10 protein-coding genes are annotated in these 17059 nt (G+C 40.3%); all 10 read left to right on the top strand.

Annotated features, from left to right (window positions below; all coding sequences use genetic code 11):
• Positions 1-26 precede the first annotated feature (26 nt).
• On the top strand, positions 27-3431 hold the full coding sequence (locus tag BUB59_RS06015; protein WP_073227040.1) for a helicase-related protein: 3405 nt from the start codon (positions 27-29) through the stop codon (positions 3429-3431).
• Between the two features lie 15 nt (positions 3432-3446).
• Positions 3447-4898 carry an FRG domain-containing protein gene (locus tag BUB59_RS06010; RefSeq protein ID WP_073227036.1) on the top strand — a complete coding sequence of 484 codons (1452 nt, stop codon included), beginning with the start codon at positions 3447-3449 and terminating at the stop codon, positions 4896-4898.
• A 15-nt stretch (positions 4899-4913) separates the two neighbouring features.
• Entirely contained in the window at positions 4914-6950 is a 2037-nt protein-coding gene (locus tag BUB59_RS06005; RefSeq protein WP_073227033.1) for an McrB family protein, read from the top strand.
• 2 nt (positions 6951-6952) lie between these two features.
• Positions 6953-8359 (top strand): 5-methylcytosine restriction system specificity protein McrC, encoded by a 1407-nt coding sequence (locus tag BUB59_RS06000; protein ID WP_073227029.1) that lies wholly within the window; start codon positions 6953-6955, stop codon positions 8357-8359.
• A 94-nt stretch (positions 8360-8453) separates the two neighbouring features.
• Positions 8454-9494 (top strand): virulence RhuM family protein, encoded by a 1041-nt coding sequence (locus BUB59_RS05995; RefSeq protein ID WP_073227025.1) that lies wholly within the window; start codon positions 8454-8456, stop codon positions 9492-9494.
• Positions 9495-9591: 97 nt separating this feature from the next.
• Positions 9592-10908, top strand: a complete 1317-nt coding sequence (locus tag BUB59_RS05990) for a Wadjet anti-phage system protein JetA family protein (RefSeq protein WP_143160258.1) — start codon at positions 9592-9594, stop codon at positions 10906-10908.
• A complete protein-coding gene (locus tag BUB59_RS05985) occupies positions 10895-11548 on the top strand; it encodes a DUF4194 domain-containing protein (RefSeq protein WP_159433332.1) in 654 nt (217 codons plus the stop codon). Before BUB59_RS05990 ends, BUB59_RS05985 begins: the two co-directional genes overlap by 14 nt.
• A 2-nt stretch (positions 11549-11550) precedes the next feature.
• Positions 11551-14790 carry an SbcC/MukB-like Walker B domain-containing protein gene (locus BUB59_RS05980; RefSeq protein ID WP_073227017.1) on the top strand — a complete coding sequence of 1080 codons (3240 nt, stop codon included), beginning with the start codon at positions 11551-11553 and terminating at the stop codon, positions 14788-14790.
• A 38-nt stretch (positions 14791-14828) separates the two neighbouring features.
• Positions 14829-16007 (top strand): Wadjet anti-phage system protein JetD domain-containing protein, encoded by a 1179-nt coding sequence (locus tag BUB59_RS05975; protein WP_159433331.1) that lies wholly within the window; start codon positions 14829-14831, stop codon positions 16005-16007.
• A gap of 115 nt (positions 16008-16122) precedes the next feature.
• On the top strand, positions 16123-17059 hold a 937-nt coding region (locus BUB59_RS05970), incomplete at its 3' end, for a hypothetical protein (protein WP_143160257.1).

Below are 17059 nucleotides of genomic sequence, written 5' to 3'. Positions count from 1 at the left end.
ATCAGTCGTTATTTGCAGTTAGTTTTATGTCTCAATTCTTGCTTACCACACAAAAAGTTGCCGAAGGAACCATCTCCTTTAAGGAACGCCTTCAGTCCCTGATTTCAAAGTCCAAGGAATTGCGAACCCTTGTGGGCTTCTTCTATTTCTCTGGTGTCACCACCCTTTATGACGCCATCAAGGCCAATCTGGATTTGAAAATCAAGGTTCTGGTGGGCATGAATGCCGAAGACCACATGGGCCGAGTCATCGAAATGGCTACTGCCGAAAACGGCTTGGTAACTGCAGAACGTCAGGAAGCCTATTTGAACTCCTTGCGTAACGTGTTCAAGAGCAGAGATGTTGATGATGTTTCCTTCTTTGAACGTAATAAGCTGTTCATCGAATTGATTCGTGAAGGTCGCCTTGAAATTCGCAAGACTCTAGAACCCAACCACGCCAAGATGTACCTGTTCACCCTCAAGAATGACGAGGTGGATTGGCTTACGGGTTCCAGCAACTTGACCTGGAGTGCCTTGGATGGTCAGAACGAAGTCAATGTAGATTTGACTGGTTTTGATTACGACAAGGCAAGCGCTCTTTTTGAGATGTGGTGGAATTCCGCAGTTCCTTTGACCGATGACGAAGAAGTCAAGGAAAAAATCATCAAGATCATTGAGAATGAATCCGTTATTTCTTCTGTAACGCCTTTTGAAGCCTACGCAAAGGTTTTAAAGACCATTGCCGAAAAGGAAGAAATCCAGGAAAAGACTCTTGATAGCCGAATTGCAAAGGTTCTTGATAAGGCTGGCTACAATAATTTCAAGTACCAGACCGATGCTGTTCTTTCTGCTCTTAACATTGTTGAAAAGTATAACGGCGTAATTATTGCCGACGTGGTCGGTCTTGGTAAATCCATTATTGCAAGCCTTTTGGGCAATTTGCTGACTGGTTCTGGCCTCGTTCTTTGCCCGCCCAGCCTTGTGGGGGATGATAATGGCAAGAGTGGCTGGAATATGTACCTGAATGGTTTCGGTCTTGCAGATCGTGGTTGGGTTGCTCGCTCTGCTGGTATCCTTGAATCCGATAAGTTCGATGAATTCATGGAATTCGTTGACGAAAGAAACTTTGATACCATCATCGTCGATGAAGCCCATCGCTTCCGTAATCAGGATACAGACAGTTATTCAAAACTGTGGCGAATTTGCAATGGCCGAAAGGTAATCTTGCTGACTGCAACTCCGTTTAATAATAGCCCAGCCGATTTCGGATCCTTGCTGCAATTGTTTATGGACATGGGTACGGCAAATCTTTGTGCCGGTGGCGATCTCCAGGAAAAGTTCCAGAATCTCACCATTGATTTTGATGCCGCAAACTATCTGCTGGCTCATTTGCCCTTGACCGATAAAACTCAGGCCAATGAATGCAAGAAACGTTGGAAGTCTCTCTTTGGAGAAGACTACGAAAATGTTGATGATTTCTCTGACCAATCTAAATGTTTCCGCCTGCGTCGTAAGATTGTTGCCGAAATGAAACTGATTTCTAAGGAAGTTCGTGAAATCATCGCTCCGGTAACTATCAGACGCAATCGTATTGACATTAAGAATGACCCTGAATACGCCAAGGATGTTAAGGAAATGTCCAAGGTGGTTCCGCCCAAGGAACAGTTCTATGAACTCTCCGTAGAACAAAATGAGTTCTACGACAGGGTGGTCAACGAATACCTTAGCGACGAAAACTTTACAGGAGCCGCTTATAGGCCTTATGCATACACCCATTTAGGTTCTTCCGATGACGATTTCAGTGATAACGTCCAGCAGGAAGGTATGTATAAGTTCATGCGCCGCTTGCTTGTTCGTCGTTTTGAAAGTTCCTTCGGTGCATTTGAAAAGACCGTTCAGAATGCAATCGGTTACTACCGCCTGGTAAAGCGAATTGCTGTTGCCAAGGGTGTCGTTTTTCAGAGCCGTAAGTACCTGGAAAAGTTCAGCGACTTGTGCGAAAGCGATGCTTCTAATGCTGAATTCGAAGAATTCTTTCAGTGGATGAATTCCATTGAGGCCGCTAAGACCATCCGCGATAAGGATGAGTATTACGACATCAATAATAAGAACTTTGATAAGACCAAGTTCCTGGCTGATTTGGACAAGGACATCGGAACCTTTGACTGCATCTTGAAGGAAATTGATTACCTCAATTTGCTGAAGAATGACCCGAAGGCCCTGCAGCTCGTTGATATCATCGAGAAAGTTCTTGACTGCTCTCACGAAGATCTTGATTCTGCACCCAATCGCAAGGTAATCGTATTCACGGAATATCAGGATACAATCAGCCATCTTAAGAAATACTTCGAAAGCTCTAGCTTGAAGAAAGTTGTGTTGATTCCTGATTCAATTGGCGATGCAGTCCTGCATAACTTTGACGCTTCTTCTAAAAAGCAAGAGGACAAGTATAAGGTTCTCGTGGTTTCTGACCGCTTCAGCGAAGGTTTGAACCTTAGCCGCGCAGGCCTCGTGATTAACTATGACATTCCCTGGAACCCCACCAGAGTAATCCAGCGAATAGGTCGTATTAACCGTATCGGCAGCAAGGTCTTTGACAGACTGTACATCTTTAACTATTTCCCCACGGAACAGGGCTGCGATATTATCCACTCTAAGGAAATCGCTGCTAACAAGATGTCCATGATTTACAAGATTCTTGGGGAAGATGCCCAAGTTTTGACCGAGGATGATGACAATCCGCAGCCGTCTCAGCTCTTTGAAAAGGTGAATGCCGATCCGGATGAATTCGAGGAAATGTCTCCGCTCACAGAAATCCGAATGGAATGGAAAAAGATTCAAAAGAAGTATCCGGAGGTTGCCGAAAAGGTTAACAATCTTCCGGACCGAATCAAGAGTGCTTCCGTTGCCAAGGAAGATGAAGACGTCGGCTATTACGTACTCAGGAAGAAGGGTGCGCTCCTTTGGTGTGTTTTCCAGAATGATAATGGCGAACGCAAGCTAATTCATGCCGTAGATTTCGCCCTTCGTCTGAAGTGCAAAATTGATACCGCCGGATTGCCCATTGATGCAGACTTCTGGAAGGTCTATAAGGAAATCTCCGAACTGGATCCCAAGAGCATTGAACGCGATTCCTCCCATGGAATGCCTAAAAACGATGTTTACACCAAGGCTAACAAGGTTGTAACTGAAGCTCTCAACATCGCAATTCCTGGTAGCGATATTTATGATATCCTACGTTTTATTCAGGATGATTTGCAAAATTGGCGTACTATCCCGAAATATGACCTTAAAATCCTAGCTAAAATTCCGGGTAATGACCTTGATGCAATCTACAACAAGATGCGGTACTTAAAGGAATATCTTCGCTCAACAGGCGAAAAACGCAAAGACCAACGCAAAGCTTCTAAGCAAGATGATGAAGTTGTGATTGGTGTGGAGAAGAAGTAAGGAGAATAGAGGGTTATGGAGAAGATTACTTCTTTAACTGATTTTATTGAACGAAATAAAGAACTGACGAAAGGTTGTACCCTGTATGGGGAAATGATAGATTCATTCCTTCAAACTAATTCGCAGATTAAGCAGAATGATTTGTATTCAAAAACGTTTATTTTGCGTGAATTGGAAAGAATTCTTGATTGGGAAGAAAATCGAGGTTATGTTAGTATTTTTGGTTTTTATGAAAAACTTGATCAAATGAAAAGATGCTTTCAGGAGATTATTAGTAATAAAAACGTGTTTGATGAAAAAGATGAGAATGTTTCTCGTCTAGTGTTGACTCGAACAGTTGACTTAGGCAAAAGACTTGAACTAGCTATTCGAATTAATGAGTTTATTCAGGAAAGAGGATCGAACAAATCTTTTATAACTTCTCTTGATTCTGAAAAGAAACTTAAGTTGAGAGATACTTTGCTTTCTATGTTTGATGATTCTAGATATGATGAACGTGCTAAAAATATTTTCAGAATCATTTTAAACAGATTAGAACTGAATGATGGGTGCTTAAAATATGAACAATTGAATAGTCATTTGGACCTTGAGTATGATTGCTGTTCTTTGTGCTTGAATATTTGGGGATTTGGTAAGGAGTATGAACTCCTTAAGAAGGCCGTGATTGAAATTTATTTAGATTGTCGTTCCCCAATAAACCCATTTCAATTTTATTATCGTGGTGAGTCCTCTTTAAATTGGAGGCTGCTACCTAATGTTTTAAGGCATGAAACGTCTTGGAGTAAAGAGTCATTCTATTATCATGAAATGCTGGTTCGCTGCTCAAACGAATTCAAGAATTCAACTTTTTTGAATAATTTGGTTACAATGCAACATTTTGGCTGCCCAACAAGATTGTTGGATGTTTCTATGAATTCTTTAGTTGCTTTATATTTTGCCTGCGAAAATAGTTCTCAAGAAGATGGCCGTGTGTATATATTTCCGACAATTAGGGGATCAATGTCTTATGCTGATTCGGAAAAAGCCTTGTATTTATCTTGCTTGCCCCATCTTTCAATAAATGAACAAAAGAATCTTCGGCAGGAACTTCGTTCCTATGCTAGTTATAACGCATGTTTGTGTAATCCGTTATGGACTTTGGATAAGTTGATGTCGGAAGTTAAACTTGAAAAACCTTCGTTGCAAAGAATATCAAATGTTGGTGACTTGATGAATCCCTTATTTGTCCAGCCGGATTATTCTAATGATAGAATAAGAAATCAGCAGGGGGCGTTTATCATAAGTGGAGTTTTCAAATCCTTGGATGAAGCTGAATCTCGGCTAAAAGCTAGAACTGCTAAAACATGCTTTATTATTGAAGCTGAATCAAAAAAGAAAATTTTGGATGAGTTAGATTCTGTTGGAATCAATAAAGCAACTGTTTATCCCAATATTGAAAAAATTGCTGAGTATGTTAAAGGCCTTTAATTTCTTGGAGAATGTATGAATATTTTCTTTGGAAAAATAAAAAAAGAAAGAAAAGATCAGGTAGCAAAGTTAATCTATGAATCTGATGAAGGATGGGATGGCTTTGGTGGTTTGAATGAAGGTGACTATGTATTCCTTCTATGTGATGGAAAAGTGCATCTTTGGAAGGCAATGAATTATGATTCTGCTTTGAAGGCACGAACATTTGAATGTGTTTTGGAAAGTATAGGAAAACAGTCTTTTTTCTTTTCTCATATAAAGTACTTTAAGTTGACGATGGATTTGGTTGTAAAAAGTCATCGCCAGACTCATCAGGCTTTCTTTAAGATTGATTATGAACCTGAATTTACTGAAGAGATGCTTTGTAATCGTGATACATACAAGGCTGATTCTGGATTGTTTAGGCGGGTTTTTATTAGAAATAGTAAAGCAACTGTAGAACAAAATTCTTATGATGTTCAGTTGTTTTTTGATGAAGGAAATCTCAAACTTGCAGAATTGAAAAATTCTGATGGCAGCTTCACTGATGGTTTCAAAGATAATCTTTCTTATGCTGGTAAAGGCCGAGAAAAGAAAGATCAAACAATAGCCTTTGTTCTTGATAAGACTAATCAGGAAAAGCCTTTTGCCTATAACAGCAAGTTGAATGCGTCAAAAATATACGATGCATTTATGGTTGACTATAATGCGAAAGAAGAAGCTCCTGTTGAAGATGACGAATTGGATTTTGATGAATTGATTGTTGATAATGAAGCTTTTGATAGTCAAGTTAATTTGTTGAAATATAAGCAGAATGTTGTTCTTCAGGGCGCTCCCGGAACTGGAAAGACTTATGCAACTGCAGCTTTGGCTTTGTCTATTGTAAGTCCGACTTTTAAAAATTTTGACAATCATCAAAAAGTTATGGCTGAGTATGAAAAATGCTTGATGAAAATAGACGAAGATGGCTATGTAAGCAATGATGGACAAATAGCTTTTGTAACGTTCCATCAGTCGATGGACTATGAAGATTTTGTTGAAGGTATTAAACCGATCTGTGATGAAGAATCTGACGGAGAAACGAAGATTTCTTATCAAATTCAATCGGGTATTTTTAAGGCTATCTGCCATAAAGCAAAAACACAAGAATCATCAAATTTTGAATCTGCATACGCAGAACTTGTAAAGAAATTGCAAGAGGACGGTTATGTAGGTTATGAGAAGTATTTGATCCTTGATTCTGGCAATGAGAAGAGTAAAAGTAAATTTGGTATTTCTTTGAATAAAAAAGGAAATTTGACTCTTTGGACCGGAACGAAAGAGGATGATTTGCATCATCAAGGAACTCTTACCCGTGAGAATATGGTGCGAGAGTTGTCTGGTGAAACTGTTTTTCAAAGTTGGAAAGGCTATTTCCAAGGTGTAGTTAAGTATCTTAAAAAAGAATACAAGCTTAGTTCCTCCAAAAAAACTGAAAATAAGAATTACGTTCTTATTATCGATGAAATCAATCGAGGAAACGTTTCCAAAATCTTTGGTGAATTGATTTCCTTGCTTGAAGCCGATAAGCGAGATGGTGCAGAGCATCCGTTGAAAGTGACATTGCCTTATTCAAAGGAACAATTCTCTGTCCCTTCCAATCTCTATATCATCGGTACAATGAATACAACTGACCGTAGCGTAGGCTCTATTGACTATGCTGTACGCCGCAGATTTGCCTTTGTAACGTTGAAGGCGAATGAAGATGCTGTTGATTCATATTACAATGGCAATAAGAATCTCGGTGAAATTGCAAAAGCAAAATTTAATGATGTGAAAAATTTCTTGGAAAGCCCTGATGTTGTCGCCCCGGATGTTGACTTTGACGACTTGATGGTCGGTCATAGCTACTTTATGGCGAAAACAGAAGATGAACTCAAGATGAAATGGGAATATGAGGTTCTTCCTCTTTTAAGGGAATACAAGAAAGATGGTCTTTTGAGACGTTCCGCCTCGCTGAAGGAATTTGATGATTTCAATTATCATTTTCAAAAGAAAGTAGTCGGTAAAACACCTGCAGAAGAATCCAGGTGATTATGGAATCGTTTCTGACGGCAAAAGAACACGGTACTTTTGAAGTGACCGGCGACCTTGAGAATCGTAAAGATGACATTCGCAGGGCGTTTGCTGTTGCGTCTGAAAAAGAGAAAAAGTGCTGCGCCAAGCCTCATCTTGGCGTTAACGGAAATCTACAGACGAGCTACTATATCGGCGCCGGATGGTTGAAGATTGACGGTGAAAAGCCTATCCCATTTCAAGTGGTTCCGAAGGATATGAACAATTCCGATAGCTCTTCATGTTCAACGGATTTCATTAGCATGTTTGTTACTGCGTTGAATGTATCGTCGTTACACGAAGCGAAGTATTTTTCGAATTACTATTCCATAGATGTTGATGCGCCTTCTATTGCGTTGCCGCAAAATCAAGAAAACTTGATTACGCCATTGTTGCTGTTGCATTATTTGTCTTTGCTCGTCCAGCTGACCAAAAGTGGTTTGCGCAAGGGGTACTTGATGCGCGAAGAAAATCTTCAATCCAAAGTCCGCGGGCGCATTCTTTTTCAGAGTCATCTAAAAAAGAATATCTTGAACAAACGAGAAGATCGTGTCTTTTGCCGATATCAAGAATTTACTGTAGATATCCCTGAAAATCGTCTCCTGAAAAAAGCGTTAGGATTGGCAAAAGATTCTCTGCTTGGCATCCCTAGCCTTAAAAAAAATGTCTCTGACGAGATTTTTCAAAATATCAGTACCTTGGAATCTACTTTTGAGAACGTTTCCGCCGAAGTAAACGTATCGCAGGTGAAGTCGATATCCGACAGCAAACTTTTCAAACATTATGTTGAGGCGATAAAGGTTGCGAAGAGGATCCTGCGCTACTTTGATTACGACATCGAAACCGGCTCGACCAACCGAAATGATCATAGCATCCAACCATATTGCATTGACATGTCCCGTCTTTACGAGATGTATGTTTTCCATAAACTGAATGAGGCTTATCCTGGGAAAATCAAGTTCCAAGTAGAAGGTCGCCACAAAACGCAAGTGGACTATGTTAAGACTGACGAAAAAATCATTCTTGATGCTAAGTATAAGCCTCGATATGAAAAGGGAAATCGGGGAATTGTTGATGATGTTCGTGAAATTAGCGGATATGCGAGAGATAGAAAAATTCTGGACGCCTTAGGTTGGGGAAAATGTTCTGTCGAAGGCGAAATGGGTAAGCTATTCCCTGATTGCGTGATTGTTTACCCAGTTATCCAGGTAGAAGAAAATGATGATGGCGAAACGCCCGATGCAATCGCTGAGGATAAATGTTCCTGCACAAATTTCTTCGACAAAAATGCCTCCATCATCAGCCAAAGCGACGAAATTAAGGCTTTTGAAGGTTTCTACAAGATTGCGGTGCCATTGCCAGTGAAGAAAATTTCGTCGCAGCAGTGAAATATAGCGCGGTTTGACAAAATTTGACAATTGAATGAAGGTATATTTATGGGGAATGTGAATTCAGGCAAATTCCGGAAAAATTAGGCGTAATATGACGAAAAAAAACGAAAAAGGCAATGCCGTGGAGAATGCGGAACGGAGTATCATCATCTACAATACCCTTGATGGCAAGGCAAAAGTCGCCTTAATGGCCAAGGATGGTAATGTATGGATGAACCAAAAACAGATGGCCGAACTTTTTGCCACCTCTGTGCCGAATATCAACATACACATCGCCAATGTCTTGCAGGATAAAGAGTTAGACGAAAATTCAGTTATTAAGGATTATTTAATAACTGCCGATGATGGTAAGAATTACAACGTACGGTTTTACTCTTTGGATATGATTCTGGCTATCGGTTTTAGGGTCCGAAGCAAAAGAGGAGTTCAGTTCCGTATTTGGGCGAATCAGCACCTTAAACAGTTCATGATTAAGGGTTTTGATATTGATGACGATCGACTCAAGAATCCTGATGGCCGTCCTGACTACTTTGATGAACTTCTTGAGCGCATTCGTGATATCAGAGCCTCCGAAAAACGTTTTTATCAGAAGGTACGAGATTTACTTGCTTTAAGCAGTGATTACGATGCATCCGATAAGGCTACGCAGATGTTCTTTGCCGAAACCCAGAACAAGCTGCTTTTCGCGGTTGCCAATAGAACTGCTGCAGAGATTATATACGATCGAGCCGCTGCTGAAAAACCGAATATGGGGTTGACGTCATGGCAAGGAAACGTGGTGCGCAAACAGGATATTTTTATTGCAAAAAATTATTTGTCCAGTGATGAAATTGATTCGTTGAATCGGTTGACAGTCCTGTTTTTGGATTCTGCTGAATTGCGGGTGAAGGAGCGTAAGGACCTGACTCTTGATTTTTGGCGTGATAACGTTGATGCCTTGCTGAACTTCCAGAATAAGAGTGTTTTGCGGGATAAGGGGCATATTTCCAATAAACAGATGGAAGATCATGTGTCCGAAATATATGATGCCTTTGCCGAACGTCGTAGAACTCAGGAGGCTGTTGAGGCCGATGATGCTGATATGGCTGAATTGCGAGAAATCGAAAGCAAGGCGAAACATTTGGAAAAATGAGTTTTAGCTTGTGCATAGTGTTTTTGACATAATCCCAGCGGATTTCTTCACAATTCTTGGAAGTGGCAACCCAAATAGGGCTGCGTATTCAGAGCTTTTGTTGAAGATTTATGGCCTGTACGAAGATGAAATTTCGTATAGGATCGCTCGTGATGTTGTCCGTGACTCGATCGCAGCATTCCTATTAGAAAATCACATTGATATCCAAGAAAATAATTCAGCAGTATCTGCTGGAGAATCAGAATGGAATGTCAAGGCGAATTTTATCATTCGTCGTTTTGTTGATGCCGGCTGGCTAGAAGAAGAAACCGATGATTCCACATTGGAAAAGACCATCGTAATGACGGATAACGGTCTTGCTTTGTCCCAGTTTATTGAGGGACTAAAGAATCCGAAACGGTCGGAATTCTCCGTTTCTATCTATACGATTTATAACACCTTGGAGCATTGGTCCCAGGGTGAACAGAACCCGTACAAGTTGATTTTGACGCCTGTGTACGATGAGGCTCGTAAACTTTCATCGGCGTTAAAGAAACTGGCCACGTCCATCAAAAAGATCATTGAGGGCATGCTCAGGGAAGGTTCCTTGGTTAGCTTGACAGAGAATATCATCAAGTATTGCGATGGGGACTTTATTAAGGAATATTCGCGCCTTGTCCAGCAACAAAATATCCATCTGTATCGCGAAAAGATTTCTAGACGATTAGAGGAATTCAAGGGAATCGGATATTTTGGATCCCTTACGCAAAGTGTTATGGACGAAGAAGGCTGCTCCAGGACAATTGCAGAAGATAAGGTCGTCAGGATGCTGGATAGTACTAGACGCTTTCTCCATGATGACTACAACAAAATTATGAAGCGCATTAAGGATCAGATTAATGCGTATATCAAGATTGCGGTAGCCCGTGAGCGTATTCTCCGAAATAAGGGCCGGGATAATCGCGGCAATGTGGAAGAAACGGTTCGCTATCTGGTGCAGAATCTTGATGATGACAAACTGAATAAGATTGACGAAGAAATCCAGTACCTTTTCCATATCCATGATTACGAATTTGTGGATAGAACATCGATCCATTATCCTCATAAAAACCAGAGTATTCAAACGAATATCGAGGCCGACGTGGTGGAGATGAGTGCCGAAGAACGGGAACGTCAAAAGCTTCAGTTGCAGAATGAATCTTATAATCCGTATTCCAAGGAGCTGATGAAGCAATTCCTGGATAGTCAATCGGCCAATGGTAAGGTCGATAGCTCTGATTTAAGCTTGAACGACAAAAAGGATGTTCTTGCATCTATGGCTGCCGTGACATACGCTCGCGATAACGGCTACTTGGTAGAAATTGATGACGATTTTGTTGAATCGGATGAATTCAAGATTCGACATTGGAGGGCAAAGAAAGATGTCAACAATTAATGAAATGTGGGATGATCTTACAGCTTCCGAAAAGTTGGTATTCAAGAAATGTTGCCGCCGTCTTTTGAAAGAAACCTTCATTGTTCGCGATATGGATGATGATAATCGCAAGATGTTTTTCTTTGTTAAATCCAACGAAGGTTTGTTCTCGGATTATTTGGATTTGATGGGCTTTGATATTGTGGTGAAGGATAATGGGGTGGTGATGCTCCAGAATAACAGCACCGATGTCGTTGTTTCAAAGCAGAAATTCAACAAGTTCCAGAGTATCATTCTTTGCTGTTTGTGGACGTTGTATATGGATAAGGTTCAATCGGGTTCTTTATCCAAACAAATCACAACCTCGTTCCCGGAATTGAATGCGGAACTTGAAAAGTTTGAATTCAAGGGCGCTTTTGATATCAAGAGTAATTTGAAAACTGCGCTTCAACTTTTCGCTAGGTACAATTTGATTTTTGTCAATTGGAATGCTCCTGATAACGAACGCGTGATTGTTCTTTACCCGTCTATTCAATTCGCATTGGATGAATCTGAATTTGCCACATTTGTAGCAGGTGTCCGAGAAAAAATGCTAAATGCAGGTCCTCAAAACGAAGATATTGTGGATGATAGCTTTGATGCAGAAGGGGAGGAAGAATAATCATGGAATTCCGTAAAACCGCTAAGAAACTTCTTCTGATAAACTGGTCCTGCTTCCAGAACGTTTGCATTGAATTGGGTAGTTCTACTTTGTTTACTGGCGTTAATGGCACCGGAAAGACTACGATTCTTGACGCCATGTCTTATTTGCTGTTCGCCAATACGCAGTTTAACCGTGCTGCCGATGACAAGGAAAGAACGGTAAACGCTTATATTCATGGCGACCGAAAGACAAATGGCGCAGATCGATACCTTCGAAAGGATGCCGTAGTCAGTTATATTGTAATGGAATTCAATTCCCCCACAGAAGGTGATTTTGTCGTTGGAGTGAACATTGAATCCCGATCTGCTCAAGATTCTGCTGAATCTAAATGGTTTATTTTCCCAAATGCAAAGATTGAGGATTTTAATTTCAGAACTGCAGAAAATGGAAAGCTAAGTATTGCCAGCGGGAAGAACCTTACTAGAAAGGGAATTCCTGTAAAGGCTTCGGAAATGCTTGGCCGCGAAAAGGCAAAGTCTGCGATTGCAAGAGCGTTGGGCCTTCGCGTTAGTGATGGTGACTTTAAAAAGTATGTCGAAAAGATCCTGAAGATGATGGCATTTAAGCCTGAAAAGAATGTGGAAAAGTTCGTGAAGGACTCCGTTCTTGTTCAGAATGATGTGAATTCCCTGCAGTCTTTGAGGGAACAGAAAAATCATTATACCGAAGCCCTGCAAATGCTGGAGAATAACCAAAAGCGCAAGGAGCTTTTGGAGAAAATTGAAACTGCAACAACCGCTTACGAAAAACAGCTGAAGTACATGAAAATTCGTAAGATGATGTTTAGCTACCAGTATCTTCAGAAGGATAAGCAGGACCTGAGTGCTTGCGAGGTCCGTTCTAAAACGCTGGTGCTTGAACAGTGCAAATTGGAGTCACGGAAGAAAACTGTAGATTTTGATTTAGAGGCTGCTCGTGAGAACCTTGTTAAGGTTAAGGATTCCAATAGAACGCTCAGTGATTCGCTAGATGATAAGAATAATGATCTGAAGAAATGTAAGGACGATATTAGTGCTTGCGAATCGGCTATTGCTGATTTGAAAAATCTCCAGGTTGCCATAACGCAATTGCTCCCGCAAATTGAAAACGATATCCAGATTTCTAGGGAATCTCAGGAAGTTCTTAAGAATCTGGCTGAAGAAGGTGTTGACGCGTCTGAAAAGCAGACTAGATTCATTGAATTTGGGAATCAAATTCAGGCTATTACCGAAGAATATACGGCAAATAAGGTTCGTTTGGCGGACCGTGCGAAGGAATGTAGGGAAAAACTTGCTGATATTGATAAAGATATCAAGGCATTGCAGGCTCAAAAAGTCATTTACCCTCGTGACGCGGAAAGTGCTAAGCTTGCGATTCAGGAAGAATTTGAAAATCGCTCAATTAAGTCAGAAGTCCGTTTCTTTGCGGAACTGGTGGAAGAAATCAAGGATGAAAGCTGGCGTAAGGCTATTGAAACTTTCCTTGGACGTAAACGTTATTACCTGATTGTCGATGACGAATATTGCGATGTGGCTTTGAGAATCCTTAAGGATAAAAAGCTCACTAACGCAAATGTGATATTGTCTGATAAAATCCCCGATAGCGACATTGAAAAGGATTCTGCCGCCGAGATTCTTGAAATTAAGAATAAGGCTGCCCGTAAGTATGCCAATTATTTGCTGAATGGAATTCATCTTTGCCATACCATCGAAGAACTTCATGATTACCCGAAGGGCGGCTTGATGAAGGATGGTTTGCTGGCTAAGAGCTATGCAGCTTCTATGATGAAAATCAATGAAGTTGTTCCTTGCCTGGGCAAGAATGTTGTTGAGATGCAGCTGAAGATGAAGGAGCGTGAAAAGGAACAGACCGCTGCAAATCTGCAGAGCCTTGCTGATCAAATTAACGCATTGAGAGATTTGTTGCGCCTGTGTAGTAATATTGAATGGGATCCGGAAGAATATGATTTTGAATCTGTAGAGAAAATCCCGCAGTTGAAGGGGAAACTTGGACAGATTGCAAATGAAATTGAAGTTCTTAAGAAGAGTCCGGAAATGCTTCGTGCCATGCAAGAAATTCAAATGGCTGAAGAGAAGGTTGCGGAGTTTAAAAAGATAAGCGACGGTTTGAGCGAACAAGTGGGTAGTAATAAAACGTCCCTAATTGAAAATGAAAAAAAGATTAAGGAATTAAATCGGGACATTGAAAGTAAAATGGTAGATTATCAGGGCTTGGTGCGTGAGAACCTTGAACTTGAGCAGGAAATGCTTGAAACGTATGCAAAGGCTGTTGAACAAAAACAGAACTGCATCATTCTTGACAAGAATACAGTTGCCAAGGCCGATTCGGAGCTGGAACGAAGTAAAGATGCTCTTTGCAAAATTCAAGTTGAGTATAACAAGATTGCTGAACGTGACTTGACTTATACCGGTGTTGAATTCATTCCTTTCTACCGAGAAGAGTATCGCGATATTGCCAATGCAAAACTTGATGAAGCAAAGAACAAACTGGAAGATGCTTCTACAAAACTGCGCAATGCGTTCCTCCATGATTTTATCGCGGAACTGAAGGAAAATATCGAAAAAGCTAGGGATGAAATTAATGTCATCAATAAGGAACTGAATAAAATTCCGTTTGGCATTGATTTCTATCAGTTCAAAATGGAAGAACGGACTGACCGAAAGATTTTCTTTGACATTTGCAATAATCTTGAAAGTGTTCTCAATCAAGATCTTTTTAATCCTCAGAAGGTTTCTCAAGACAAGTTTAATGCGGATGTCCAGAAATTCTTGGATGATATTCTGCAGCAGGGCTCCGATGAAATGGAATATTCGGACTACAGAAACTATTTCGTTTACGATATGAGTATTCGCCGTAAGAATGGCGAAGAAATGGATCTTTCTCAAAAGCAAGGCTCCGCGAGCGGTGGCGAAAAACAAACGCCTTACTTCATCATTCTTGCCGCCAGCTTGATGCAGTTCTACCCTAAGGAAAAGAATTGCGCTCGCGTCGCTTTCATCGACGAAGCGTTCTCGGCCTTGTCTAAGGAACGAATTGAGCAGATGGTCCGATTCCTAGAAGAAAATCATTTTCAGGTGTTTTATGCAGCTCCGCCTGAGAAAATTGACAGCATTGGTAGCCATATTGACAATACGGTGGCGTTGTATTCCGATGGCAAATACACCTATGCAGAAGAAGGTATCAGGAAGTCTGTTGTATGAATCTAAGTGCTCGACAAAAACTGATTCTGACGAAGCTTTTGCAGAAGTATGAAAAGAGCAAAAGCTATAAAGGCGAAAACTCTGTTCGCCAATCCTTTGCAGTAGAGCCGTCAAAGATCTTCGCCCAGTACGAAGATGATTTTGCAGATGTAGATGAGGTCAAAAATTTTGAGCAAGAAGCCGCATTGCTTCAGCAGGAAGGCTTCGTTGAAATCGTTTGCTCTGGAAATCGCATTGCAAAAATCCTCGCAGTCGATACAGAAAATGCTTGGAATCAAATCCGCGACATTCTTGGCGTAAAAGAAAAAAAAGTCCTTCAGCAGGAAGCCTTGGATTTCTATGCATCTTGCCTGGAGAAGCATGCTGTTATAAGCTGCTTTTGTAAAGCGCAAATTGAACGCATCAATCAAGGTAAAAAAGAATCCTATCCTCTGGATACTGCAAAAGTCATTGTAAAGTTCCTTGATTACATCCTGAACAATCAACAGGAAATTCTTGAACGTGAATTGTCCATCGAAGTCGCTCACGATTCAAAACTTTGGGAAAGGTCCTATAGATCCCAGGTGTGCAAGATTTTGTGCGAGAGTGGTACGTTTGATGAATTGGCTTCTCAGGAATTGGATCCCAAAGAATTTGAAAAGAAAATCCTGGAAGAATTGAACGTCTATCCCAATCCCTCGTATGTGCATTTCAAAGGCAATGCAAAGATTGTCTTTGATAACGGTGACGTTGTAAACGTTTTACGAGAAAGACCGTTGGCTTTACCTTCTACGGCCCTCAAAACAATAACGAAGATTGAAATCTCTGAAAACGTCTTGATGACGGTTGAAAACTTAACGTCGTTCAATCGTGTTCAGCACGATGATACGTTCTTTGTTTATCTAAGCGGCTATCATAATACTGCCAAGCGCAATTTTATCCGGTTGGTACAACAACAAAATGCATCATTGGAATTTTATCACTTCGGTGACATTGATCCCGATGGCTTTTTGATTCTTGAAAACCTAAAGCTGAAAACCGGAATAGACTTCAAACCGTATTGCATGAGCGTTGACCAGCTAAAACAATACGAAAAATACTGCAAGCCTCTTGTCGAAAACGACCGGATAAAGGCTAATGGGTTGATTAAATCTGGAAAATATGTTGAAATTGCACAGTACATGCAGGATAATAACGTCAAACTGGAACAGGAAATCATCAGCTGGAACGAAAGATAGGTTTGTTATAGTTTTTTAAGAACGCTTCTAATGGAAAATACGTGATTGCTAGGGACGATTGCTTTGATGCAGTCGTCTTTTTCTATTATTGGCCTTCAAAAATGGAGGTTATGATATGTTGGAAAAGGAAGATGTTTTGCTGACGGACTTGCATCGTCAATTTGCAGAAAATGCAAATAATGGGCAACAGCTTTTTTTGAAATTATTTGTTGCACTTTTAGCAATCTTTACTGTTTTTGGATATGTATTGATTCATACAACGTGTGATTCGGGCGATTTTATTTTTGCTATTTACGCGATGACTGAAAATTCTTCTTTGCCTGATAAGTTTTCAATTTCGTTTCTTATTTACACCGTGTCTGCTGTTGAATGTGTTTTATTCTTCTTGACGATAATTTTGATTTTAAATGGCTGGGGTTTTAGGAGAGAACAGGTTGTGAATGATTCAATTCGTCGTTCAGTATGTGACAAAAATGCATATAACACTATTTTTAAAAATAATAAGTATGGTTTGGGTAGAGGAATTTCATCCATGCCCGACTATTATGAGGTATTTGCTGCAGCATTAATTTTTGTCAAGGTCGTCCTTGTTGTTTTCGTTTATGTTAATTTCAAGAAATCAATCTATGATGATATGGTTGATTTGCTTATTACAGTAACCTCATCCCTCCTGGTTGCAGAAGCGGTATTGTACATCTCCAAAATGAATAAGATCTCTAAGTGGTGGAGAAAGTACTTGTATTGCCGTAAGATTCATTATTGGTGCTATCGGATTGCAGATGTCCTTTTTAATAAAATGAAGCGTCGAAAATGCCATAGAAATTTATTTAATGTGCTTAGTATGGTTCTTGCCTTTGCTATAAAATTTTTCTTTGTGCTAACACCTTTTCTTTTTGTCTATTGCTTTGGTTCATGGAGTAGGACTGAAGAAATTGCACAGAGCTCAGCAATACAAGAGATTAGGCAAGTCCTTTTCTGTAAATTCATGCGCAAAAAGCGGATTTTCCCATCTCCTTCTCGGTTAAGTAAGCTTTATCTTCCATCCATTCATC

Origin of the sequence: Fibrobacter sp. UWEL, from assembly GCF_900142535.1 — a bacterium.
Classification (GTDB): domain Bacteria; phylum Fibrobacterota; class Fibrobacteria; order Fibrobacterales; family Fibrobacteraceae; genus Fibrobacter.
The sequence above is the reverse complement of the archived record's forward strand: the minus strand, read 5'-3'. Positions and strand labels throughout refer to the sequence as shown.